Below are 23,838 nucleotides of genomic sequence, written 5' to 3' on the forward strand. Positions count from 1 at the left end.
TTTTCGGGCTGCCAACGGCCTCGGTGCGACGTTTTCAATTCGCGACCCAAAGGGGTCTCGGCCCAGCATGACGTCCGCCGTTCCAAACTTCGCCGCAAACACCTACCGCCCCGCATTCAACTTGCGCCACAACGTCGTCTTGCTGATGCCCAACGCGGCGCAAGCCGCATCGCGATCGCCTTCGTGAGACGCGAGCACCGCGCGGATTTCATCGGCCTCGACATGACGGCTGCGCTCTCGCAGCGTCAGCGCCGCCGGCTTCGTGCGCGCGATGGGCTCGACGACTTCCGGCGCGATCACGCGCAGCATGTCGCGCGTGACGAGCGCCGCGCTGGCATCCGTGCCCGCGTCGCTATCGGCGAGTTCAACCACGATCCGCTCGATCACATTCTGCAACTCGCGCACATTACCCGGCCACGCATAGCGCCGCAGCGCCGCACCCAACCCCTCGAGCATGCGCGCGGCGGTCTGCGCGTCGGGCACGCGCGCGGCCAGCCTCGGCTCGCGCGCGGCCGCCTGGCGCAACAGTTCGGCGGCGAGCGGCAGCAAGTCGTTCGGCCGCTCGCGCAGCGGCGGTAGCGCGATGCTGAGGATGTTGAGCCGGTAGTACAGATCGGCGCGGAAACTGCCGGCCGCGACGGCGTCGGTCAGCGCGCGATGCGTCGCCGCGACCACGCGGATATCGACGCGCATTGGCTCCGTCGACCCGAGCCGCACGACCTCGCGCTCCTGCAACACGCGCAACAGGCGGCTCTGCAACGGCAACGGCATCTCGCCGATCTCGTCGAGAAACAGCGTGCCGCGATGCGCGACCTCGATCAGCCCCGCCTTGCCGCCCCGGCGCGCGCCGGTGAACGCACCTTCCTCGTAGCCGAACAGCTCGCTTTCGAGCAGCGCCTCCGGAAACGCGCCGCAATTGATCGCGACGAACGCGAAGTCGCGCCGTACGCTCAACTGATGCATGCTCTGCGCGACCATCTCCTTGCCGGTGCCGCTCTCGCCGAGAATCAGCACGGTCGCGTCCGACCTCGCATAACGCGCGACCAGCGCGCGCACCCGTTCGATCGATTCCGACGCGCCGACGATATCGTCGAGCCGGTAGCGCGCGGTGAACTGCTGCACACGTTGCCGCGCGCGCAACGTGCGATCGAGCCGCTCGACCGCGCGCGATTCCTGAAACGTCAGCACGGTGCCCGGCGCCGCGCCGCTGCTCGCGAGCGGCCCGCGATGCACGACATAGCTCGCGCCGCGTACCGTGCAGAAGCTGTCGCCCTCCGCGTCGGGCAGACTGCCCGCAAGGTCGGGCGCGAGTTCGAGCAGCGCGCGGCCGACGGCCTTCGCGGCATCGATGCCGAGCACGCTCGCGAGACGCTGGTTCATCAGTTCGACGCGGCCTTGCGCATCGAGCGCGACCACACCGTCGCGCAGATGCTGCAGCAACGTGTCGAGCCGCTGACGTCGCACGGTTTCGCGGCGCGTCGCCTGCGCGACTTCGAGCGCGGTGTCGAAGCCGGCCCGTACCGACGCGCGCGAATAAAGAAACACCGCGTCCATGCCCGCGTTGGCGGCGAGATCGGTGACCATGCCCGGGCCGACCACGACGTCGATGCCGCGATCGCTGAGATCGAGCACGACGCTCTCGGCGTCCTGCGCGGACTGATACGACGCGAACGTGACGTCGAGCGCGTACGCGGCGGTGAAACGGCGGACTTCGTCGGGGGTGTCGCCGTGCGTGACGAGCGCGACGCGCGCGCCTTCGCGACGCGCGCGGGCGAGCGCATGCATCACGTCGTAGCCGGTCGGACTGATGCGCACGACCGGCACCGACACGCGCGTCTTCAGATATGCGCCATTCGAGCCGCCCGCTAGCACGACATCGGGCCGCGCGGCGCCCGCGCCTTCGATTTCCCGCACCGCGTCTTCGAACGCGTGCGACACGATGCGAACATCCGCGCGATCCACATATTCGCCGGCGATGTCGAAGAACAGATCGCGCAGGCGGCTGATGCTGAGCGCCCAGACGCGCGGACGCTGTGGCGGTTCGTAAAGAGAGGTGCTCAAGGTGGGCGACTCGCGACGGCGGGTTGGTTCGGAGACTCCATTATGCGAGCATTCGTTCCCAATTTGAAATTCGCAGTTTCATTAATGAAATCGAGTGTGTGGCGAGGCCGCCTGATTGGTTCGCCACACTTGCGTCAAATCAGGCACTTAGCAGGCGGCGTGCGGCCTGGCCCGTTCCTTGCGTTCTAGGCAGCCCAGTCAAGGCAATGCCCCAAATTCCAATCCTTTCCCGGAGACAATCCAAATGAGTGAAGCAGACAACAGCACGCCGAACACAGGCGCTTTCAAGCCGAAAAAATCCGTCGCGCTGTCGGGCGTGACCGCGGGCAACACCGCGCTGTGCACGGTCGGCAAGACCGGCAACGATCTGCACTATCGCGGCTACGACATTCTCGACATCGCCGAGGCGTGCGAATTCGAAGAGATCGCTTACCTGCTGGTCCACGGCAAGCTGCCGACCCAGTCCGAACTGACCGCCTACAAGACGAAGCTGAAGTCGATGCGCGGCCTGCCCGCCAACGTGAAGGCCGCGCTCGAATGGATTCCGGCCGCCGCGCATCCGATGGACGTGATGCGCACCGGCGTGTCGGTGCTCGGCACGGTGCTGCCGGAGAAGGACGATCACAACCTGCCCGGCGCGCGCGACATCGCCGACAAGCTGATGGCCTCGCTCGGCTCGATGTTGCTGTACTGGTATCACTACTCGCACAACGGCAAGCGCATCGAGGTCGAAACCGACGACGATTCGATCGGCGGCCATTTCCTGCATCTGCTGCATGGCGTCGAGCCGTCGAAGGCGTGGGTCGATGCGATGCACGTGTCGCTGAACCTGTACGCGGAGCACGAGTTCAATGCGTCGACGTTCACGGGCCGCGTGATCGCGGGCACGGGCTCGGACATCTATTCGGCGATCACCGGCGCGATCGGCGCGCTGCGCGGCCCGAAGCACGGCGGTGCCAACGAAGCCGCGTTCGACATCCAGTCGCGCTACCAGACGCCCGACGAAGCGGAAGCCGACATCCGCCGCCGCGTCGAGAACAAGGAAGTCGTGATCGGCTTCGGCCATCCGGTGTACACGATCTCGGACCCGCGCAACAAGGTCATCAAGGACGTCGCGAAGAAGCTCTCGAAGGAAGCGGGCAACATGAAGCTGTTCTCGATCGCCGAGCGCCTCGAATCGGTGATGTGGGAAGCGAAGAAGATGTTCCCGAACCTCGACTGGTTCAGCGCGGTGTCGTACCACATGATGGGCGTGCCGACCGCGATGTTCACGCCGCTGTTCGTGATCTCGCGTACGGCCGGCTGGAGCGCGCACATCATCGAGCAGCGCGTCGACAACAAGATCATCCGGCCGAGCGCGAACTACACCGGACCGGACGACCTGCCGTTCGTGCCGCTGGCGAAGCGCGTTTGACGTGAGCCTCGGAGCGGCACGCATCGCGCGGCCGCTCCGCTGGAAGCATCGAACAATCGCAAATCAGCAACCCGTCAGCAGCGAGCTAAACTACCTGCACTGCCCGTCCGGCCGCGCGAGCGACGCGCTCCCGGAGGCCGCCGGCACACCGTCCGGCAGCCGATAACCGTCCTGTCCCTACGTCATGAATACTGCCAACCGCAAACGCCTTCCGGGCACCGAACTCGACTTCTTCGATACGCGTGCCGCGGTCGACGCGATCGAACCCGGCGCCTACGACAAGCTGCCCTACACGTCGCGTGTGCTCGCCGAAAACCTGGTGCGCCGCTGCGATCCGGTGACGCTGACCGCTTCGCTGAAACAGATCATCGAACGCAAACGCGAGCTCGATTTTCCGTGGTTCCCGGCGCGCGTCGTGTGCCACGACATTCTGGGCCAGACCGCGCTCGTCGATCTGGCGGGTCTGCGCGATGCGATCGCCGCGCAAGGCGGTGATCCGTCGCTCGTGAATCCGGTGGTGCCGACGCAGCTGGTCGTCGATCACTCGCTCGCCGTCGAGTGCGGCGGTTTCGATCCGGACGCGTTCGCGAAGAATCGCGCGATCGAAGACCGCCGCAACGAAGACCGCTTCGACTTCATCAACTGGACCAAGCGCGCGTTCCGCAACGTCGATGTGATTCCGCCGGGCAACGGCATCCTGCATCAGATCAACCTCGAACGGATGAGCCCGGTCGTGCAGGTGAAGGACGGCGTCGCGTTTCCCGACACGCTGGTCGGCACCGACTCGCATACGCCGATGGTCGATGCGCTCGGCGTGATCGCGATCGGCGTCGGCGGCCTCGAAGCGGAGAGCGTGATGCTCGGCCGTGCGTCGTACATGCGGCTGCCCGATATCGTCGGCGTGGAGCTGAGCGGCAAGCCGGGCGAGGGCATCACCGCGACCGACGTGGTGCTTTCGTTGACCGAATTCCTGCGCAAGCAGAAGGTGGTCGGCGCGTACCTGGAGTTCTATGGCGAAGGCGCGGCGAACCTGACGCTGGGCGATCGCGCGACGATCGCGAACATGGCGCCCGAGTTCGGCGCGACCGCCGCGATGTTCTACATCGACGAGCAGACCATTCGCTATCTGAAGCTGACCGGCCGCGACGACGAACTCGTCAAACTCGTCGAAACGTACGCGAAACACACCGGCTTGTGGGCCGATACGCTGAAGCATGCCGAGTACGAGCGCGTGCTGAAGTTCGATCTGTCGACCGTGGTGCGCACGCTCGCGGGGCCGTCGAATCCGCATCGCCGCTTGCCGGTGTCGGAGCTGGCCGCGCGCGGCGTCAGCGGCAAGGTCGAGAACGAGCCCGGTCTGATGCCGGACGGCGCGGTGATCATCGCCGCGATTACGAGCTGCACCAACACGAACAATCCGCGCAACATGATCGCCGCGGGCCTCGTCGCCCGCAATGCGAACCGGCGCGGACTCGTGCGCAAGCCGTGGGTCAAGAGCTCGCTCGCGCCGGGCTCGAAGGCGGTCACGCTGTATCTGGAAGAGGCAGGGCTGCTGCCGGAACTCGAACAACTCGGCTTCGGCGTGGTCGCGTATGCGTGCACGTCGTGCAACGGCATGTCCGGCGCGTTGGACCCGGTGATCCAGAAGGAAGTGATCGAGCGCGATCTGTATGCGACCGCCGTGCTGTCGGGCAACCGCAACTTCGACGGCCGCATCCATCCGTATGCGAAGCAGGCGTTTCTCGCGTCGCCGCCGCTGGTGGTCGCTTATGCGATCGCGGGCACGATCCGCTTCGACATCGAAAAGGACGTGCTCGGCGTCGATGCGGACGGTCATGCGGTCACGCTGAAAGATTTGTGGCCGGCGGATGCGGAGATCGATGCGATCGTCGCGGCGAGCGTGAAGCCGGAGCAATTCCGCAAGGTGTATGAACCGATGTTCGCGCTGTCCGCCGACACCGGCGCGAAGGCCGACCCGCTGTACGACTGGCGCGCGCACAGCACTTACATTCGACGTCCGCCGTACTGGGAAGGCGCGCTCGCCGGCGAGCGCACACTCAAGGGCATGCGCGCGTTGGCCGTGCTCGGCGACAACATCACGACGGACCACCTGTCGCCGTCGAACGCGATTCTGCCCGACAGCGCGGCCGGCGAGTACCTGACGAAGATGGGCCTGCCCGAAGAGGACTTCAACTCGTACGCGACGCACCGCGGCGATCACCTGACCGCGCAGCGCGCGACCTTCGCGAACCCGACGCTGAAGAACGAGATGGTGATCGAGAACGGCCAGGTGAAGACCGGTTCGCTCGCGCGCATCGAGCCCGAGGGCAGGGTCACGCGCATGTGGGAAGCGATCGAAACGTATATGGAGCGCAAGCAGCCGCTGATCGTGATCGCGGGCGCCGACTACGGCCAGGGTTCGTCGCGCGACTGGGCCGCGAAGGGCGTGCGGCTGGCGGGCACCGAAGCGATCGTCGCGGAAGGCTTCGAGCGGATTCACCGCACGAACCTGGTCGGCATGGGCGTGTTGCCGCTCGAATTCAAGCCGGGTGTGAATCGCCTGACGCTCGGCATCGACGGCACCGAGACGTTCGACGTAATCGGCGAGCGCAAGCCGCGCGCCGATCTGACGCTGGTGATTCATCGCCGCAACGGCGAGCGTGTCGAAGTGCCGGTGACGTGCCGGCTCGATACGGCCGAAGAAGTGTCGATCTACGAAGCCGGCGGCGTGCTGCAGCGTTTCGCGCAGGACTTTCTCGAGTCGGCCAGGGCGGCGGCTTGATGGTTTGAAGCGAGTTTTGCACTGAACGTCACAGCAGAAGAGGGCGATGCGGCTCGATACGCCGCATCGCCCTTCCTCATCAAAGAACAGGTCACATCAGGACACTTTCATGCACTCACCACAGATCAGGATTCCGGCCACCTACATGCGCGGCGGCACCAGCAAGGGCGTGTTTTTCCGTCTGCAGGATCTGCCTGAGGCCGCGCAACGGCCGGGCGCCGCGCGCGACGCGCTGCTGATGCGCGTGATCGGCAGTCCCGATCCGTACGGCAAGCAGATCGACGGCATGGGCGGCGCGACGTCGAGCACCAGCAAGACCGTGATCATCTCGCGCAGCAGCCGGCCCGATCACGACGTCGACTATCTGTTCGGTCAGGTGTCGATCGACAAGGCGTTCGTCGACTGGAGTGGCAATTGTGGCAACCTTTCGGCCGCGGTGGGACCGTTCGCGATCAGCGCGGGCCTCGTCGATGCGAGCCGCGTGCCGCGTGACGGCGTCGCGATCGTGCGGATCTGGCAGGCCAATATCGGCAAGACGATCATCGCGCACGTGCCGATGACCAATGGCGCGGTGCAGGAAACCGGCGACTTCGAGCTCGACGGTGTGACCTTCCCGGCCGCGGAAGTGCCGCTCGAATTCATCGACCCGGCCGCCGACGAAGAAGGCGCGGGCGGCGCGATGTTCCCGACCGGCAACCTCGTCGACGACCTGGAAGTGCCCGGCGTCGGCACGCTGAAGGCGACGATGATCAACGCGGGCATCCCGACGATTTTCGTCGACGCCGAAGCGATCGGCTACAAGGGCACCGAGTTGCAGGACGCGATCAATAGCGATGCGAAGGCCCTCGCGATGTTCGAGACGATCCGCGCGCACGGCGCGCTGCGCATGGGGCTCATCAAGAATCTCGACGAGATCGCGACGCGCCAGCACACGCCGAAGATCGCGTTCGTCGCTAAGCCGGTCGACTACGTGGCGTCGAGCGGCAAGCCGGTGCGCGCGGGCGACGTCGATCTGCTGGTGCGCGCGATGTCGATGGGCAAGCTGCATCACGCGATGATGGGCACGGCGGCGGTCGCGATCGGCACTGCGGCGGCGATCGCCGGCACGCTCGTCAATCAGGCGGCGGGCGGCGGCGAGCGCGAGTCGGTGCGCTTCGGGCATCCGTCGGGCACGTTGCGCGTCGGCGCGCAGGCGAGCCTGAAGGACGGCGAGTGGGTCGTCACGAAGGCGATGATGAGCCGCAGCGCGCGCGTGTTGATGGAGGGTTGGGTGCGGGTGCCGCAGCAGGGCTGAGGTGGCGCCTGCGACTCGTGCGTGTGAGTTGCGCACGTCAGCCGTTCAACAGGCCAACCGCGACAGCGGCGTGACGTGGACACGGCTCGTGTTCCGCGAACGCCCCGATCCAGGCGCGCCGCAGCCGTCGCATCCGCCGCTGTGAACCGACGCGTCATCTACAATGGCCGCTCGAGACGGCCGCTCCCATAACGACTCCCAGCGGCCGGCTCAGACCCGACGCAGAGGAGGCACGATGCAGAACAGGCTGGACGCCGACGCAACGAATTCCGCCGGCGCGGCGCGCGACAACGCGCGTGCCAAACGCGCGGTGCTCGTGATCGCGATTGCCCAATTGCTCGGCACCTCCTTGTGGTTCAGCGCGAACGGCGCGATGCGCGATTTGCAGATCGCGTGGCAACTGAGCGCGTCCGGGATCGGCTGGCTGACGAATGCGGTGCAGGCCGGCTTTATCGTCGGGACCTTGCTGTCGGCGACCACCGGACTCGCGGATCGCCTGTCGGCGAGCAAGGTGTTCGCCGTCTGCGGCGTGCTCGGTGCGACCTTGAATGCGCTGTTCGCGCTGTGCAGCAGCGGGCTCGCGTCGGCGCTCGTGTTTCGCTTCGGCGTGGGCGTCGCGCTCGCGGGCATCTATCCGCTTGGCATGAAACTGCTCGTGACGTGGGACCCGCGTCGCGCCGCGCAGACCCTCGCGTTGCTCGTCGCGATGCTGACGCTCGGCACGGCGTCGGTGCATGCGATTCGCGCGTTGCTGTCGGGCGTGCCGTGGCAAACCGTGGTGCTCACCTCGTCGGGGCTCGCGGTGATCGGCGCGCTGCTGGTGTTCGTGCTCGGCGAGGGACCGCACGCGCGGCGCGCGGGCAACCGGCGCTTCGGTCTGTCGGCGGGCGTCGGACAGGTCGTGCGCATCAGCGAGTTTCGCTCGGCCGCGCTCGGCTACTTCGGTCACATGTGGGAGTTGTACGCGTTCTGGACGCTGACGCCGCTGCTCGTGCAGCGCGCGTTCGCGAGCGGCGCGCCGGCAGCACCGGGCACTGTTGCATTGTGGTCGTTCCTGATCATCGCAATTGGCGCGCTCGGCTGCCTGTTCGGCGGCAGGCTCAGCCAGGCGGTCGGCAGCGCGCGCACCGCCGCGCTTGCACTGTCGATGTCGGGCACGCTGTGCGCGATTTATCCGCTGACCACCGGGCTCGGCACCGCCGCGCAGCTTGCGCTGCTACTCGTGTGGGGCATCAGCGTGATCGCCGATTCGCCGCAGTTTTCTGCGCTGTCCGTGAAGGCCTGTCCCGCCGACAAGATCGGCGGCGCGCTGACGCTGCAGAACAGCTTCGGCTTTTTCCTGTCCGCATGCTCGATCCTGTGGTCGACGAGCGTGTTTCACGCGCTCGATGTGCGCGTCGCGTGGCTGCTGCTGCCGGGGCCGATCATCGGTCTGATCGCGATGTCGCCGCTGCTGCGCAAGCACCCACGCTGGTGACGCTGGCGGCGCGTTACTTGCCGCCGTGCTTTTCCTGCCAGCGCCGCATGAACGCGATCTCGTCATGCTGCGCCTTGATGATGTTGCGCGCGAGTTTCTTGATCTCGGGGTCCTTGCCGTATTTCAACTCCGCCTGCGCCATCTCGATCGCGCCCTGGTGATGCGGAATCATGTGCGCGACGAAATCCCGATCCGCGTCGCCGGTGTATTCGGGGGCGCTCATGTCATGCATCATGCGATCATCGGCGGCCTTGAAGGCTTGCGTCGATGCGTCCGCGTCCGCATGCGCCGAATCCTGCATATTCATGCCGGGCATGCCCTGATGTTGCGCGTGAGCGGGCAGAGCCGCCGCCGCGAATGCCAAACCGCCGAACACACAGAGAGCGCGCGCCGCGCGAAGGTTTTTCATATTCGATTTCCGTTGTTGAAGAGAGTGGCGACGTGATCCGCGCGATTCTAACGGTCACCTCGGACATCGTGGAGCTTCCCACCGTGGTAAGGTCAAGCGAAGGCAAAGCAATGCACGCCTATAATGAAATGCCACCGGATCACCAATCCAGCATCATTGGCAGCATCACTCACTCGACGAGGCTGACCGTATGTACATCGCGATGAACCGCTTCAAAGTGGCGCCGGGCTCCGAGGACGCCTTCGAGCATCTGTGGACCACGCGCGACACCCATCTGAAAGAGGTGCCGGGCTTCGTGGAATTCCATTTGCTGAAGGGACCGCGCAAGGACGATCACGTGCTCTATTCGAGCCATACGATCTGGCGCGACCAGGCATCGTTCGAGGCATGGACCCGGTCCGACGCGTTTCGCGCCGCGCATCGCAGTGCCGGTAACGAAAGCCGCGTACTGTATCTCGGCCACCCGGAATTCGAAGGCTTCGAGGTCATCCAGACCGTCAAATAGCGCAGCGCTCGCGCGGACATGGTGCATGCGCGTCCGACACCTATCACGCATCACTCATCGAGGAACGAAAAACATGAAAGCCGTCAGAATCGGTTCGCCCGCCACCGTCGATAGCCTGCAGGTCGTCGATCTGCCCGATCCCGGTCAGCCCGGGGCCGGGCAGATTCGCGTGCGCATTCGCGCGAGCTCGTTGAACTACCACGACTACGGCGTCGTCTGCGGCAATCTGCAGGCCGAGGCGGGCCGCATTCCGATGGCCGATGGCGCGGGCGTCGTCGAAGCGGTCGGCGCGGGCGTGCGCGAATTCAAGCCCGGCGATCATGTCGTGTCGTGCTTCTTCCCGCACTGGGAAAACGGCTCGCCCGCACTCGGCGATTTTTCGACGACCCCCGGCGACGGCGTCGACGGTTACGCGCGCGAAGTCGTCGTGCTGCCGAGCCACTACTTCACGCACGCGCCGGCCGGCTATAGCCACGCCGAAGCGGCGACGCTGACCACGGCGGGGCTGACCGCGTGGCGCGCGCTGGTCGTCGATGGTCAGTTGAAGGCGGGCAGCAGTGTGCTGGTGCTCGGCACCGGCGGCGTGTCGATCTTCGGCTTGCAGATGGCGAAGGCGATGGGAGCTTCGGTGATTGCGACGTCGTCGTCGAATGCGAAGCTCGCGAAGCTGCGCGAACTCGGTGCCGATCATACGATCAACTATCGCGACAATGCCGAGTGGGGCAAAGAAGTGCGTCACATCACCAACGGGCACGGCGTCGATCACGTGATCGAAGTGGGCGGTCCAGGCACGCTGCCGCAGTCGATCACCGCATGCCGCATCGGTGGGCATATCGCGCTGATCGGCGTGCTGACCGGCCGCTCGGGCCCGGTGCCGACCGCGCATCTGATGGTGCGGCAACAGCGTCTGCAAGGGCTGATCGTCGGCAGCCGGCAGGATCAGATCGACATGGTGCGCGCGCTGGAGACGACCGGCATCAAGCCGGTGATCGACAGCACCTTCGAGCTGGACAAGCTCGCCGACGCGTTCCGGCACGAGGCATCGGGTGCGCACTTCGGCAAGATTTGCGTGGCGATCTGAGAATGGAATGCTCGCGCGCGGCCCGGCATGGCGCGCGCGAGCGTTCTAGCTCAAGAGTGCCTCGCGAGGTCCGCGAAACAGACACGCGTCGCCTCGCAGGCCTGCGTGAACCCTTCGTCGTAACTCGTGAAAAACACCGTGCGCGTCGTGCCGAGCGTTCTGAACAGCTCCGCGAGCACCGTGCGCGCGGACGCGTCGAGTCCGCCGGCAGGTTCGTCGGCGATCAGCACTCGGGTGTCGCCGAGCGCGGCCGCCGTCAGAAACACTTTTTTGCGGCTGCCATACGACATCTGCTCGAAGCGTTTGTCCAGATGCGGCGCGAGGCCGAAGCGTTCGGCGAGCGCGAGCACGTCGTCGGTCAGCACGGTGTGTCGCGCCGACGCGATCTGCCGCAGATAATCACGGCCGGTCTGATCGGGCCAGCTCATGCTGTCTTCCGGCACGTACGTGAGCAGCGCTTGCGCGGCATGCTGCGCGGTACGCAGCGAATGGCCGCCGAGCCATACGTCGCCGCTATCGGCTTCGAGCGCGCCGGCGAGGATGGCGAGCAACGTCGATTTGCCGCTGCCGGATTCATCGTTTAACGCGACGCAGCCGGACGTCGTGTCGAAGTGCAGTCCTTCGAACAGGACCCGGCCGCTGTAGCGCTTGCTGAGGTTGTCGAATCGAAGCATGGGTTGGCGCGCAAAGGGCGATGTGAACCGCGGCGCAGGATTGCGCCGCATTTCGTGCGGGTAATTTCGCGCCAGTGTAGCAGCGTGCACCTGCTTCTTTTGCGCCGTTACGCAGCCGGCGATGTCTCCAGCAAGAACTCCACCATCCGATCGCATACGCGTTCGAACATCTGTGTGCCCGTCACGGTCGGGCAGCCGCGCGCCCGTGCCGCTTCGATCAGCGGCGTGAGCGGCGGTTTCGTTACGACATCGCCGACGAAAGTCGTGGCTGGCAAGCGCGCGACGTCGATCGGCAACGGATCGCCCTCGCGCATGCCGAGCGGCGACGCGTTGACGACCACGTCGTACCTGGTCAATTCCAGTTCGGCCGCCGCGCCACCCGCCGTGCCGCGGCCGAGCGCGTTGAGCCGCGCGGTCAGCGAGCCGGTGCGTTCGACGTCGTTGTCGCGCACGTCGAGCGAGCCGACGCCGCTCTGAATCAGCGCATGGCCGATCGCCGAGCCCGCGCCGCCCGCGCCGACCAGCAGCGCGCGTTTGCCCTGCAACTCGCAGCCCGCGGCGACGAGCGCCGCGACGAAGCCGGTGCCGTCGAACATGCCGCCATGCCAGCCGCCGTCGGCGTTGCGGCGCAGCGTGTTGACCGCGCCGAGGAACGCGGCTTCTTCGGCGAGCGTCGCGCAATAGCTGGCGGCGCTGAATTTGTGCGGCACCGTGATGATCACGCCGTCGACGTTGCGCATCGGCGCGATGCCCGCGAAAAACGCGGGCAGATCGGCGGGCGCGACGTGCGCGGGCACCACCAGCGCATCCCGGCCGGCCGAACGCAACGCGGCGGTCACACCGGACGGCGAACGCACCTGCGCAATCGGATCGCCGACGATGAAATACACGCGCGTCGCGCCGCTCAGACCCGCGTCGAGCGACGCCGCGAACGAAGAGTTTCCAGCCTGCTGCATAGTCGAATCTCCTGAGATGGGTGCCCGTTCGCATCGTGCCCGATGCGGGGGTCAATGTGTTGCTGTTGTCGAGTGGGTTCAGAAAACTTTGCTTTTTCTCAATACTGGAATAGTATTCCAACTACAAAGCGAATTCTAGATATTGAGAAGAATGCGGAACCGCCGCTGCGGCTGGATGCAACGACGAGCACACAAGGAGCAGCAGATGGGGGAGACATTGAGCGATTTGCAGCAGAACGAAGCCTTCGACGTCGTGGTGATCGGTGCGGGAGGAGCGGGCATGTCGGCGGCGCTGTTCGCGGCGATCGACGGCGCGCGCGTGCTGCTGGTCGAAGGCACCGAATACGTGGGCGGCACGACCGCATACTCGGCCGGCACCACCTGGATACCGAACTCGCCGCACGGCCCGTCGATCAATCCCGACGACAGCAGCGCCAACGCCGAGGGCTTTTTACGCCGCGCGGTCGGCGAGCGCAGCAGCGAAGCGTTGCGTCGCGCGTTCCTGCAGGCGGGGCCGCAGGCGGTCGCGCATATCGAGGCGAATTCGGACGTCAAGTATCGGGCGCGGCCGTTTCATCCGGACTATCTGTCGGAGCTCGAAGGCTCGACGCTGCGCGGCCGCGCGCTCGAACCGCTCGCGTTCGACGGCCGCAAGCTCGGCCGTCACTTCGCGCTGATCCGTCCGCCGATCCCCGAGTTCACGGTGCTCGGCGGCATGATGGTCGATCGCGACGACGTCGGGCATTTGCTGAATATGACGAAGTCGTTCAGGTCGCTGCGCCACGCGGTGAAACTGCTTGTACGGCATGCGCGCGACCGCATCAGCTGGCCGCGCGGCACGCGTCTCGTGATGGGCAATGCACTGATCGGCCGGCTGCTCTCTTCGCTGCTCGCGCGCGACGTCACAGTGCTCGTGAGCACGAAGCTCGAAGCGTTGCGCACGAACGCGAGCGGCGCGATCGACGGCATCACGCTGAGTCAGAACGGGCAGCGCCGGCAAATCTCGGTCACAGGTGGCGTGATTCTCGCGAGCGGCGGTTTCAACCGGCATCCGCAACGGCGCCGCGCGATGCTGCCGGATGCGGACCTCACGTGGTGCCCGGGCGCGCCGGGCCATGACGGCAGCGCGCAGGATCTCGCGCTCGCGGCGGGCGGGCGCTACGGCGAGGGCGCGCTCAGCAACGCGTTCTGGGCGCCGGTGTCGATACGCAAGCGCGCGGACGGCACGACCGCGGCGTTCCCGCACTTCATCATGGATCGCGGCAAGCCCGGCATGATCGTCGTCAATCAGCAGGGGCGGCGCTTCCTGAACGAAAACACGTCGTATCACCTGTTCGGCATCGCGATGCAGGAAGCACATCGCAAGACCCCATCGGTGCCTGCCTACCTCGTCACCGACGCGGACGGCCTGTGCAAATACGGTCTCGGCATGGTGCGGCCGGGCGGCAAGGGCCTCGCGCCGTTTCTCGCGGACGGCTATCTGACGCAAGCCGCGACGCTCGACGAACTCGCTGCCAGGCTCGGCATCGACGCGGCCGGTCTCGCCGACAGCGTCGCGCGGATCAACGACTACGCGAAAACCGGCGTCGACCCGGAATTCCAGCGCGGCACGACCGACTATCAGCGCGCCAACGGCGACGCGAACTGGCCCGGCCCGAATCCGTGCCTCGGCCCGATCGTGCGCGCGCCGTTTTACGCGGTGCCGCTTTATCCCGGCGATATCGGCGCCGCGACCGGCCTCGTCAGCGACGACAAGGCTCGCGTGCTGAATCGCGACGATCATCCGATCGGCGGCCTGTACGCATGCGGCAACGACATGCAATCGGTGATGGGCGGTGTCTACCCGGCACCCGGCATCACCCTTGGACCGGGGCTCGCGTTCGCGTATCTGGCGGCGCGCGATGCGGCGATGCGCGCCAAAGCCGCGCGGGGCGATGCGGCGTCGTTCGTTGCGCGCGGCACGACTGAGACCGCCAACGAAAAGATCGTCTGACGAACCAGGGGCACGCCTGGTTCGAACCAGGTTAAGAAGTGGAATAGTATTCAACAACTGCGGCATCACGGATTTTCCCACCCGACGAAGCGAATGGCGATGAAGCGCGAACCGATCCTCGAATGCGATGTACTGGTGCTGGGTTCCGGCGCGGCGGGACTGTCTGCCGCGGTGACGACAGCCACGCGAGGTCTGCGCGTGATGGTGGCCGAGAAGGCCGACGTGTTCGGCGGCACGAGCGCATGGTCGGGCGGCTGGATGTGGATTCCGCGCAATCCGCTCGCGACGCGCGCGGGCATCGTCGAAGAACCCGAAGCATCGCGCACCTATCTGCGCAACGAACTCGGCGCCCACTACGATCCCGACAAGGTCGACGCGCTGCTCGATCGCGGTCCGGAGATGATCGAGTTTTTCGAGCGCGAGACGGCGGTGCGTTTTATCGACGGCAATCGTATTCCCGACTTTCATACGACGCCGGGTGCAATGACAGGTGGCCGATCTGTCTGCGCGATGCCGTTCGATGGCCGCGAGCTCGGTTCGCTGATCGAGCGCTTGCGTCCAGCGCTCGACGTGGTGACGCTGAAGGGCATGGCGATCGCGTCGGGTCAGGACCTCGCGCATTTCTTCAATGCGACGCGCTCGCCGCGTTCGGCCTTGCATGTGCTGCGCCGGCTCGCCGCGTTCGCGAGAGACAAGTTGCGCTATGGCCGCTCGATGCATCTGGTCAACGGCAATGCGCTGGTCGCGCGTCTGCTGAAATCGGCGTATGACCGCGCGGTCGATTTGCGTACCAGCGCCAAAGCGGTTGCTTTGCTGCGCGAAGGCGGGGCCGGGGGCGGGCGCGTCACTGGAGCGCGCGTCGAGATCGACGGTGTCGCTCACGAGGTGCGCGCCGCGCGCGGCGTCGTGCTCGCATGCGGCGGTTATCCGCATGACGTCGCGCGGCGCGCGCAAACCTTCGCTTATACGCCGTCGGGTCGCGAGCACTGGTCCGCCGCACCACTGACCAATACCGGCGACGGCATTCGTCTCGGCGAAGCGGTCGGCGCGCATTTCGACGCGTCGCTGGAAACGCCGGCGGCGTGGGCACCGGTGTCGCTGGTGCCGCGCAAGAGCGGCGAGGCCGTCGCGTTTCCGCATCTGATCGAGCGCGCGAAGCCGGGCGTGATCGCGGTCACGCGCGCGGGTCGGCGCTTCGTCAACGAGGCGTCGTCGTATCACGACTTCATTAATGCGCTGATCGGCACGACGCCGAAGGGCGAGGAAGTCTGCGCATGGCTGATCTGCGATCACCGCTTCCAGCGCCGTTACGGGCTCGGCTTTTCGAAGCCGTTGCCGTTCCCGACCGCGCCCTATCGCCGTTCCGGTTATCTGCGGCGCGCGCACAGCCTTGCCGAACTCGCAAGCCACTGCGGCATCGACCCGCAGGGACTTCAAACGACGGTCGCCGCCTACAACAGCTACGCGAAAGACGGGTTCGATCCGCAGTTTCACAAAGGCTCGACGCCATACAACCGCGTGCAGGGCGATGCAGGGCACAAGCCGAACCCCTGCAACGCGCCGCTCGAACACGGTCCGTTCTATGCGGTGAAGCTGCTGCCCGGCAGCCTCGGCACGTTCGCCGGTCTCGCGACCGATGCCGCCGCGCGCGTGCTCGACGACGCAGGCCAGCCGGTGCCGGGTCTGTACGCGGTCGGCAACGACAGCGCGAGCATGATGGGCGGCTGCTATCCAAGCGGCGGCATCACGCTCGGACCCGCGATGACTTTCGGGTATCTGGCGGGGCTGTCGCTCGCCGGCGCGGCGCAGGCCGATGGTACGGCCCGTGCCGCGCGCACCGAACCCACTCCGAATTCCTCCATCCCGTCACAAGGACGCATCTGATGACTCTCTACGACCTCGTTACGCTCACCGTCAAGATCGGCACCAACGCACAGGTGTTCGAAAACATCCAGGCCCACGGCGACGCACCGGGCTCGAAGCTGCTCGGCTGCTGGTACTCCGATATCGGCACGCTCGGGCAGGTGCTGGTGCTGCGCGGCTTCGATTCCGAAGCGTCGCTGATCGCCGGGCGCAAGCGTATGCTGCTCGAAGGCGATCCATTCGGCTGCGGCGAATTCATCACCGACGTGAAGATCGACAGCTATGCGCTGTTCCCCTTTCTGCCGCCGATCGAGCCGGCCGTGCATGGCGGTATCTACGAGATGCGCGTGTACGGCACCAAGCTCGCGAGCCTGCAGCACACGATCGACGCCTGGGAAAAGGCGGTGCCCGAGCGCACGCGGCGCTCGCCGCTCGTCGGCGCGATGTATGCGCTCGACGGCGCCGTGCCGCGCTTCCTGAACATCTGGCCGTATGCGAGCGTCGACGAGCGTTCGCGGATTCGCGCCGAAGCGGTGAAGGACGGCATCTGGCCGCCGAAGGGCGGCCCGGCCCATCTGACGACGATGGAGTCGACGATTTGTATGCCGGCGCCGTTCTCGCCGCTGCGCTGAACTCGAGGAAACGACATGACCCCGCCCAACTCGCGCGAGCTGTCGCTGTCGGCGTTGACCGTGCTCGAACTGAGCCCGCCGCAGATGGTCGAGTGCGCCGCGCAGGCCGGCTACGACTGCGTCGGCCTGCGCCTCGTGCCCGCCACCGATCACGAAGTGCGCCACGACATCATTAGCCCAGGCGCATTGAAGCGCGAAACGCTCGCGCGTGTGCGCGACACCGGCGTCAAGGTGCTCGACGTCGAAATTCTGCGCCTGAAGCCCGACACCGACATAAACGCATTTCTGCCGATGCTCGACACCGCCGCCGAACTCGGCGCACGCTATGTGCTGGTCGCGGGCAACGATCCCGACGAAGCGCGCACCGCCGAGCGGCTTGCACGATTGTGCGAGCTGGCCGAACCGCGCGGCCTCGCGCCGTCGCTCGAACCGATGCCGTGGACCGACGTGAAGGACGTCACGCAAGGTGCGCGCATCGTGAAGGCGGCCGCGCGACCCAATACCGGGCTGATCGTCGATCCGCTCCACTTCGATCGCGCGGGGACGCCGACGGATACGTTGCGCGCGTTGCCGCGCGAGTACTTCGGCTACGTGCAGTTCTGCGACGCGCCGGCCGAACGGCCAGCCGATCTCGACACGTTGCTGCATCAGGCACGTTGCGAGCGCATGATTCCGGGCGAGGGCGGCCTCGATCTCGCCGGCATTCTGCGCGCGCTGCCCGACGATCTGCCGATCAGCCTCGAAGTGCCGATGCAGCAATGGGCGAAAACCGCCTCCGCGCTCGAACGCGCACGCAGGCTGCGCGAGGCGACACTCGCTCTGCTCGAACGGACTTACGCGGCGACGCCGTCATCCATCACGTCATGATGCAACCGCAAACCGCAGTTCACCTCCGGCTGGTCCTTCACGAAAGCGCACGGCAAAGAGGCGCGAGGGACCGGCTCGGCCAATCGATCACGATAAAAGATCTGGAGACAGCAGGCATGCGCGTGAGCGCGGGCATCAGGCATTGAGCGCGCCGGAACCGGCGCCCGCCGTGCCCTTGAATTCCAATGTGGAATCATGTTCTCATGTGGGATTCGAATCGAATGAGAGTGGATCATGGCGGGAAATCTCGAGCGGGCGCTGGCCATCATCGAATTGCTGGCGAAGCAGGGCGGCAGCATGCAGCTGGCCGCAATCGCCGACACGCTGAACATCCCGCGCAGCGGCACGCATCGGTTGCTCGCGGAGCTGGGCGACGAAGGCTACGTGCGTCAGGATGAGCACGGCGAGTACGTGCTTGCGCTGAAGCTGGTGTCGCTCGGGCTGATGTGGCTGTCCACGGCCGGCGTGCTCGATATTTCGCAGCCCGTGCTGGATCGGCTCGCGAGCGCGTCGGGCGAACTCGCGCGCCTGGGCGTGATCGAGGACGATCACATTACGTTCGTCGGCAAGGCGCAGGGCGCGCGCTCCGGGCTGCGCTACGACCCGGACATGGGCAGCAGTCCGCCGCTGCATTGCACCGCGAGCGGCCAGGCGTGGCTCGCGACCATGAGCGACGAGGAAGCGCTCGAACTCGTGTCGCGCCAGGGCGGCATCGGCAAGGCGGGCCCGCGCGGGCCGAAGGCGCCGAAGACGATCCAGCAGTTTCTGCAGGACTTGGGCGGCGCGCGCAAGCGCGGCTACGGCATCGCGAGCGAAACCTACGAGGCGGGCATGACGTCGATGGCGGCCGCGATTCGCCATCCGGTGACCGGGCTGGTGGTCGGCACCGTCAGCCTCGCGGGGCCGACGAGCCGCCTGCCGGAGGCGCGGCTGAAAGAACTCGCGCCGGCGCTGCTCGAAGCCGCGTCGGACATGAGCGCGGCCACCCTCAGCTCGCCGTATTTCAAGCGCACGCCGCGCGTCGCGCCGCCAGTGGCGGTCGTGCGGCCGGTCGAGCCGAAGCGCAAGGGGCGGCCGCGCGCGGCTTGAGCGCCGCCCATCCGAATCCATTCGCGAGTTCCGCGATCTCAAGCAGCGGGCAGTCGGCATTTCTGACGCAAGCGCCCAATTTTGAGACGCACGGTCAAGCCGTGCCCCAAAACTGCGCTAACGTCACACGCGTAGATTGCAGATCGCTTTCGGTTTGAGCGATCGATGCGGCGGGGTCATCGGGCAAACAGGCAGGACGCGGGGGGAGCGAAGATGAGCCTTACGAGCAGGCAAACAGCCGCGCAACGCGGCGGGCGGCTACCGGCGAGGTTCGCGGATAGCCATTTGCAGCATCTCGAGAGTGTGCTCGGCTACGCGACGCGCAAGCGCGCGACGCAATCCAGTGAACTCGACCACGTCTATTGGGAGCGGCGCATCCGCGCGCTCGAGGATACGCATCATCTTGTCGAGAGCCAGCGCTCGCGCATTGCGAAGCTGCGCGACATGTTGCGCTAGCAGGCGCAGGCCAGCGTCGCGTGGCGCACGGCGGCCTGAGATGTCGGGGTGGTCCGCGAGGACCGAAGCAGTGCAGTGGAGGAGAGTACCGTCGACGCCGCTCGGCGCCGACGTAAAAAAGCAGAACCTGAGAGAAAAGCGGCGATGACGCGAACGGGCCCGCAGAGGCCCGTCGCGCATCCGCCCGATATGGCCGCCGGATTCCAAAATCCTGACTTAATCGCGAGCTGTTTTTTCAGATCAATTATGTCTTTCCAAAACCTCGCTTTTCCCAGTAATTCTGACTGATCTTAATTGGGGTGCGGTTTGATATAGACATTGAAAACACGCGCCGCTTTTTACACTGATAAACTGTGCGCCGGAGCCAATGCGGCGACGCCTTTCGCGCCCTCGCCGCATTCCCCTTCCGGCGTGTCGACGGCCGGATAGACGGTACAAATAGGCCTTTTTCGCGAATTTGACAGACGCGTAACCTGGGCATACTGCCTTCGGCAACCGCGGCTCACCGGGACGCACTTCTCGTCGTCCTTCTGGATTGTCCTTTAAGCCACGCGCCCGTGTGGCGCTTCGCCTCAGCCGATTTTCCGCAGACTCCACCTTGCGCTTTCGACAGGTAATTTTGACAGACAGCTTGATTCAGTAAGGGCTTGTTCAAGTCCTCATTTTGGAAATGACTCATGAAGCCGGGAAATAATTCGCTTAGGAAAAAGCGCGCACGCAAAATTGCGTTGGGCGCTGTGGCGGTGCTAATCGCGGTGCTGGTCGGTTGGGGCGGCTGGTATTTCCAGCATCGCGCCGTGCCGCAGGCCCCGGCGCTGAACGGCATTGCGAGCCAGATGCGTCACGATGCATCCGCGTGGACGCATCAAGAGAAAGACGCGTCGACGATGCTGCGCGACATTCACGACGCGAACGTCGCGGCGATCGGCGTGAGTCCCAATGCGATTCTGGTGTCGCTGCGCGACGGCTCGAAGTACTTCGTCACCGATCACAACGCCACCTTCTCGCACGCGCTGCTGCTCGGCGAGCGCTCCGACGCCGCCGCGTATCAGCTCGTGTGGCTGCCCGACGTCGACATCCACAGCGATGGCGCGCGCTGGACGCAACTGTTCGAGCAGTTGCGCGACGTGCTGAGCGTATTGCTGCCGCTCGCGCTGATCGGCGGCATGGCGTGGTTCATGCGGCGCGAGATGAAGGGCGGCGCGACGCTGCTCAGCGAAACGCCAACGTTGCGTTTCGACGACGTGATCGGCGCGAACGAAGCGAAGGCCGCGCTCGCCGACATCCGTGGTTACCTGTCCGATCCGAAGCAGTTCTCGTCGCTGGGCGTGCGCGCGCCGTGCGGCATCCTGATGGTGGGTGCGCCCGGCGTCGGCAAGACGCGGCTCGCTCAGGCGCTGGCCGGCGAATGCGGCGCGAACTTCATTTCGATCACCGGCAGCTATTTCAGCGCGAAGTACTACGGCGTCGGCATCCAGAAGGTGCGGCACCTGTTCGAACTCGCGCGCAAGAACGCGCCGACTGTCATCTTCATCGACGAAGCGGACGGTCTCGCGAAGCGCACCGATACCGGCGGTGGCCCGGTCGAAGCCGAAAGCAACCGGATCATCAACCAGCTGCTCGCGGAGATGGACGGCTTCGAATCGAACGAGGGCGTGATCGTGGTGGCCGCGACCAACCATCCCGACAATCTCGACGAAGCGTTGCGCCGCCCCGGCCGTTTCGATCGCACGGTGCAGGTGCGTCTGCCGGACCGCGAAGACCGCGCGAAGATTTTCCGTTTCTACGCGCAGCGGCTGAAGTCGAAAGCCTCGGATATCGACTACGACCAGCTCGCGCGTTTGACGACTGGACTGTCGCCGGCCACCGTCGCGATGGTCGTGAATCAGGCGGGGCTGATCGCGCGCAAGGCGGGCGATAACGAAATCGCCGCGAAGCACTTCATGGAAGCGATCAAGATCGCGCGCATCGGCGACGTGAGCGGCGCCGAGCGCGCGCTCACCGAGGACGAGCGCAAGCGCATCGCGGTGCATGAGGCGGGTCACGGTCTGGTCGCCGCGCTGCTTGGCACCGGCGTGCTCGAGGAGGTGACGATCCTGCCGCGCGGCGGCGCGCTCGGCGTCGCGCTGATCACGAAAGCGCAGGACAAGCACCTGTATCGCGAAACGGAGATCCGCAATGAAATCCAGGTGCTGCTCGGCGGACGCAACGCGGAGATTCTGATGTTCTCCGAAGCATCGAGCGGCGCCGCATCGGACTTGCAGGAGGCCTCGCGTATCAGCCTCGACATGGTGTCGAAGTTCGGCTTCAACAGCGACGGCGATCTGTTCAGTCTCGCGGCGCTGCCGTCGCAGTACGCGGGCCTGCAAATGAAGAGCGCAATCGAGCATGCGAACGTGCTGCTCAAGGAGCTCAACGAACTTTGCTACGGGCTGTTGCACGCGTACGAGCCGGTACTGCGCGACATTTCAGAGCAGTTGCTCGAGCATGAGACCGTGCCCGGCGATACCGTCTATCGGCTCATTGCCGAGCACAAGAGCACGTTGAAGATCGTGCATGAGCCCGCGGCGGCTTGACGGTCGCTTCGAAGCGCTACGCGAAGTGGGACGGTCCCGGATCGGGCACGCCCGGCGACGCATCGGTATCACCTGACGGATCGCCGCCCCCTGGGCCTGATTTGTTCGGGTCGGGTTCGGGGGTTTCGCCTTTTTTCGGCAGAGGCTGGTCGAGGCCCGGTTCGACCGGAGTGGGGAGTGCATCGCCGATGGGCTTCGAGACCTCGGCGGGCGGACTGCCGGGATCGTCGTCCGCCGGGCGATCAGGCTCGCTCGGAGAGTTCGCGGTGTTCGACACAATCGTCTCCAGTTGCTGAAGATAAGCTCTCGGACAGCAATGCGCGTGCCACGGTCCCGTGGCGGATGTTTGAAGCGGCGCGCTTCTATCGTTTGGCCGGTTCGGTCCCGCGCAGTGCCTCAGGTGAGGGGCGGCCGGATGGTGAGGCCGAACTATGGCGTGATCCGCGCAGGCGCAAAATCGGCGCCTCGATCAGCCGCCACGACAGCAACGCGATGCCTAGCGAAATCGCAAACGATGCGACGATGCCAAGCATATGTGCCCACATTGGCACGGTGCCGCCGAACAACGCTTCGGCGTGACGGTTGCGCGTCAGATCGGGGATCAGGTTGTGATACAGATAAAAGCCGTAACTGATGCGCCCAAGACCGGCGAGCCAACGCGTCTGCAGCAGACCCATCACGGCAGCATTGCGGCAACACGCGATCGAAGCCACTAGCGCCGCGATACCAATCCCGTACATTGCGCTGATCGCGGTAAACAGCAACGGATCGTCGAGCGTGCTCCATCTCGGCTCGGCCGCGCACAAACCGATCACGACGAGACTCAGCGCGAACAGCGTCAGGCCATGACCGAGCCAGGCACGCACGCGGCCGCGATCGTCCGCGATCACCAAGCCACCGATACCACCTAACGCGAGCAGCCAGACATTGCTCAACAGGTGCGTATAGATCGCGATCTCATCCCAATGCGCGGCACGCATCGCGAACAACCCAGCAAGGCCGAGGGCCACGATCGCCCAACATGCCGCTCGATGTCGCCGCGCGGCAAGCAGCAGCAAAAGCGGCGCAACCACGAGATAGAACTGCTCCTCGATCGCGAGGCTCCACAAGTGCGAATAGCGGCCCGGCCAGTAGCGCAGCACCGAGCCGATCCAGAAGTTAGACAGATACGCAAAGTGAAACGGCATGCCGCTCGCGAGTTCCGGATTCGCGAGGCCGAATGCCATCAACCCGCACATCACGACGAGCATCAGGTAATAGATCGGAAAGATGCGCACCGTACGACGAAACAGAAAGCGTGCGAGTTCGACGCCGAAACGGCTGTCGCCCGATTCGATGCGCGCGCGTTGCGACGACAGGATGCCGATGATTAGAAAGCCGCTCAGCGCGAAGAAGATCCACACGCCGAGATGCCCGATCTCGCCGATGTCGCCGAATAGACGATGCTGCAGAAACACCATTAGCACGGCGATCGCGCGCAACCCATCGAATCCGGCAATTCTGTTTTTCATAAACCTCTATTCGCAAAGCGGCTGAAAAGCACGAAAACATCGTACGGGGAAAAAATGCGAAAAAAATCGCCGCGCGCGTTCGATGATTTTTTTTCGAGGCTTGTGTCCGCCCATCAATGCGGGCGTCCCTGTTTCGTGCATCAAAAGCCGCAAAACTTTCCGCGCGTTCGTTAAAGACGCACCGAGTATTACCAGTCG

At 65.5% G+C, this 23,838-nt stretch carries 19 protein-coding genes; 13 read left to right on the forward strand and 6 right to left on the reverse strand.

Annotated features, from left to right (window positions below; genetic code table 11):
- Positions 1-102 precede the first annotated feature (102 nt).
- Positions 103-2,061, reverse strand: a complete 1,959-nt coding sequence (gene prpR, locus AB3X96_RS07880; RefSeq protein ID WP_368589252.1) for a propionate catabolism operon regulatory protein PrpR — start codon at positions 2,059-2,061, stop codon at positions 103-105.
- A 244-nt stretch (positions 2,062-2,305) separates the two neighbouring features.
- Between prpR and prpC the strand changes: the two genes are divergently transcribed.
- From prpC to AB3X96_RS07900, 4 genes are all read left to right on the forward strand, one after another.
- Complete coding sequence (gene prpC / locus AB3X96_RS07885) at positions 2,306-3,475, forward strand: 2-methylcitrate synthase (protein ID WP_368589253.1); 1,170 nt, start codon at positions 2,306-2,308, stop codon at positions 3,473-3,475.
- A gap of 184 nt (positions 3,476-3,659) precedes the next feature.
- Entirely contained in the window at positions 3,660-6,257 is a 2,598-nt protein-coding gene (gene acnD, locus AB3X96_RS07890) for a Fe/S-dependent 2-methylisocitrate dehydratase AcnD (RefSeq protein ID WP_368589254.1), read from the forward strand.
- 109 nt (positions 6,258-6,366) lie between these two features.
- Complete coding sequence (gene prpF / locus AB3X96_RS07895; protein ID WP_368589255.1) at positions 6,367-7,551, forward strand: 2-methylaconitate cis-trans isomerase PrpF; 1,185 nt, start codon at positions 6,367-6,369, stop codon at positions 7,549-7,551.
- A 235-nt stretch (positions 7,552-7,786) separates the two neighbouring features.
- Entirely contained in the window at positions 7,787-9,028 is a 1,242-nt protein-coding gene (locus tag AB3X96_RS07900) for an MFS transporter (RefSeq protein WP_368589256.1), read from the forward strand.
- Positions 9,029-9,041: 13 nt separating this feature from the next.
- On the opposite strand, the gene AB3X96_RS07905 is transcribed toward AB3X96_RS07900, so the two are convergent.
- Positions 9,042-9,437 carry a DUF305 domain-containing protein gene (locus tag AB3X96_RS07905; RefSeq protein ID WP_368589257.1) on the reverse strand — a complete coding sequence of 132 codons (396 nt, stop codon included), beginning with the start codon at positions 9,435-9,437 and terminating at the stop codon, positions 9,042-9,044.
- 190 nt (positions 9,438-9,627) lie between these two features.
- Here AB3X96_RS07905 and AB3X96_RS07910 point away from each other — a divergent pair, with 190 nt between their 5' ends.
- Both AB3X96_RS07910 and AB3X96_RS07915 read left to right on the forward strand, forming a co-directional pair.
- Positions 9,628-9,942 (forward strand): antibiotic biosynthesis monooxygenase, encoded by a 315-nt coding sequence (locus tag AB3X96_RS07910; protein ID WP_176107625.1) that lies wholly within the window; start codon positions 9,628-9,630, stop codon positions 9,940-9,942.
- Positions 9,943-10,015: 73 nt separating this feature from the next.
- Positions 10,016-11,023 (forward strand): NAD(P)-dependent alcohol dehydrogenase, encoded by a 1,008-nt coding sequence (locus AB3X96_RS07915; RefSeq protein ID WP_368589258.1) that lies wholly within the window; start codon positions 10,016-10,018, stop codon positions 11,021-11,023.
- A 50-nt stretch (positions 11,024-11,073) separates the two neighbouring features.
- On the opposite strand, the gene AB3X96_RS07920 is transcribed toward AB3X96_RS07915, so the two are convergent.
- Entirely contained in the window at positions 11,074-11,697 is a 624-nt protein-coding gene (locus AB3X96_RS07920) for an ATP-binding cassette domain-containing protein (RefSeq protein WP_368589259.1), read from the reverse strand.
- A 107-nt stretch (positions 11,698-11,804) separates the two neighbouring features.
- Positions 11,805-12,653: a shikimate dehydrogenase gene (locus AB3X96_RS07925; RefSeq protein WP_368589260.1), complete on the reverse strand. Its 849-nt coding sequence runs from the start codon at positions 12,651-12,653 to the stop codon at positions 11,805-11,807.
- A gap of 205 nt (positions 12,654-12,858) precedes the next feature.
- On the opposite strand from AB3X96_RS07925, the gene AB3X96_RS07930 reads away from it, so the two are divergent.
- The 7 genes from AB3X96_RS07930 to AB3X96_RS07960 all read left to right on the forward strand — a co-directional run bounded on the left by AB3X96_RS07930 (position 12,859) and on the right by AB3X96_RS07960 (position 22,129).
- Positions 12,859-14,646 carry an FAD-dependent oxidoreductase gene (locus AB3X96_RS07930; RefSeq protein ID WP_368589261.1) on the forward strand — a complete coding sequence of 596 codons (1,788 nt, stop codon included), beginning with the start codon at positions 12,859-12,861 and terminating at the stop codon, positions 14,644-14,646.
- 99 nt (positions 14,647-14,745) lie between these two features.
- Positions 14,746-16,530 (forward strand): FAD-dependent oxidoreductase, encoded by a 1,785-nt coding sequence (locus AB3X96_RS07935; RefSeq protein ID WP_368589262.1) that lies wholly within the window; start codon positions 14,746-14,748, stop codon positions 16,528-16,530.
- On the forward strand, positions 16,530-17,141 hold the full coding sequence (locus AB3X96_RS07940) for an NIPSNAP family protein (RefSeq protein WP_368589263.1): 612 nt from the start codon (positions 16,530-16,532) through the stop codon (positions 17,139-17,141). Before AB3X96_RS07935 ends, AB3X96_RS07940 begins: the two co-directional genes overlap by 1 nt.
- Positions 17,142-17,156: 15 nt before the next feature.
- Positions 17,157-18,008: a sugar phosphate isomerase/epimerase family protein gene (locus AB3X96_RS07945; protein ID WP_368589264.1), complete on the forward strand. Its 852-nt coding sequence runs from the start codon at positions 17,157-17,159 to the stop codon at positions 18,006-18,008.
- A gap of 234 nt (positions 18,009-18,242) precedes the next feature.
- Positions 18,243-19,097, forward strand: a complete 855-nt coding sequence (locus tag AB3X96_RS07950) for an IclR family transcriptional regulator (protein WP_368589265.1) — start codon at positions 18,243-18,245, stop codon at positions 19,095-19,097.
- Positions 19,098-19,310: 213 nt separating this feature from the next.
- Positions 19,311-19,553 (forward strand): hypothetical protein, encoded by a 243-nt coding sequence (locus tag AB3X96_RS07955; RefSeq protein ID WP_368589266.1) that lies wholly within the window; start codon positions 19,311-19,313, stop codon positions 19,551-19,553.
- A gap of 677 nt (positions 19,554-20,230) precedes the next feature.
- Positions 20,231-22,129, forward strand: coding sequence for an ATP-dependent metallopeptidase FtsH/Yme1/Tma family protein (locus tag AB3X96_RS07960; RefSeq protein ID WP_368589267.1), 1,899 nt, complete (start codon positions 20,231-20,233; stop codon positions 22,127-22,129).
- A gap of 16 nt (positions 22,130-22,145) precedes the next feature.
- Here AB3X96_RS07960 and AB3X96_RS07965 read toward each other — a convergent pair whose 3' ends face one another.
- On the reverse strand, positions 22,146-22,406 hold the full coding sequence (locus AB3X96_RS07965) for a hypothetical protein (RefSeq protein WP_368589268.1): 261 nt from the start codon (positions 22,404-22,406) through the stop codon (positions 22,146-22,148).
- An 85-nt stretch (positions 22,407-22,491) separates the two neighbouring features.
- Positions 22,492-23,640 (reverse strand): acyltransferase family protein, encoded by a 1,149-nt coding sequence (locus tag AB3X96_RS07970; RefSeq protein ID WP_368589269.1) that lies wholly within the window; start codon positions 23,638-23,640, stop codon positions 22,492-22,494.
- Between the last annotated feature and the right edge of the window lie 198 nt (positions 23,641-23,838).

The sequence above is a fragment of the Paraburkholderia sp. BR13439 genome (genome assembly GCF_040948805.1).
GTDB lineage: Bacteria > Pseudomonadota > Gammaproteobacteria > Burkholderiales > Burkholderiaceae > Paraburkholderia > Paraburkholderia youngii.

Bases quoted from the DNA above. Each gene is read 5' to 3' on its own strand.
- prpC (WP_368589253.1), top strand. From the start codon at position 2,306: ATGAGTGAAGCAGACAACAGCACGCCGAACACAGGCGCTTTCAAGCCG.
- acnD (WP_368589254.1), top strand. From the start codon at position 3,660: ATGAATACTGCCAACCGCAAACGCCTTCCGGGCACCGAACTCGACTTC.
- prpF (WP_368589255.1), top strand. From the start codon at position 6,367: ATGCACTCACCACAGATCAGGATTCCGGCCACCTACATGCGCGGCGGC.
- AB3X96_RS07900 (WP_368589256.1), top strand. From the start codon at position 7,787: ATGCAGAACAGGCTGGACGCCGACGCAACGAATTCCGCCGGCGCGGCG.
- AB3X96_RS07905 (WP_368589257.1), bottom strand. From the start codon at position 9,437: ATGAAAAACCTTCGCGCGGCGCGCGCTCTCTGTGTGTTCGGCGGTTTG.
- AB3X96_RS07910 (WP_176107625.1), top strand. From the start codon at position 9,628: ATGTACATCGCGATGAACCGCTTCAAAGTGGCGCCGGGCTCCGAGGAC.
- AB3X96_RS07915 (WP_368589258.1), top strand. From the start codon at position 10,016: ATGAAAGCCGTCAGAATCGGTTCGCCCGCCACCGTCGATAGCCTGCAG.
- AB3X96_RS07920 (WP_368589259.1), bottom strand. From the start codon at position 11,697: ATGCTTCGATTCGACAACCTCAGCAAGCGCTACAGCGGCCGGGTCCTG.
- AB3X96_RS07925 (WP_368589260.1), bottom strand. From the start codon at position 12,653: ATGCAGCAGGCTGGAAACTCTTCGTTCGCGGCGTCGCTCGACGCGGGT.
- AB3X96_RS07930 (WP_368589261.1), top strand. From the start codon at position 12,859: ATGGGGGAGACATTGAGCGATTTGCAGCAGAACGAAGCCTTCGACGTC.
- AB3X96_RS07935 (WP_368589262.1), top strand. From the start codon at position 14,746: ATGAAGCGCGAACCGATCCTCGAATGCGATGTACTGGTGCTGGGTTCC.
- AB3X96_RS07940 (WP_368589263.1), top strand. From the start codon at position 16,530: ATGACTCTCTACGACCTCGTTACGCTCACCGTCAAGATCGGCACCAAC.
- AB3X96_RS07945 (WP_368589264.1), top strand. From the start codon at position 17,157: ATGACCCCGCCCAACTCGCGCGAGCTGTCGCTGTCGGCGTTGACCGTG.
- AB3X96_RS07950 (WP_368589265.1), top strand. From the start codon at position 18,243: ATGGCGGGAAATCTCGAGCGGGCGCTGGCCATCATCGAATTGCTGGCG.
- AB3X96_RS07955 (WP_368589266.1), top strand. From the start codon at position 19,311: ATGAGCCTTACGAGCAGGCAAACAGCCGCGCAACGCGGCGGGCGGCTA.
- AB3X96_RS07960 (WP_368589267.1), top strand. From the start codon at position 20,231: ATGAAGCCGGGAAATAATTCGCTTAGGAAAAAGCGCGCACGCAAAATT.
- AB3X96_RS07970 (WP_368589269.1), bottom strand. From the start codon at position 23,640: ATGAAAAACAGAATTGCCGGATTCGATGGGTTGCGCGCGATCGCCGTG.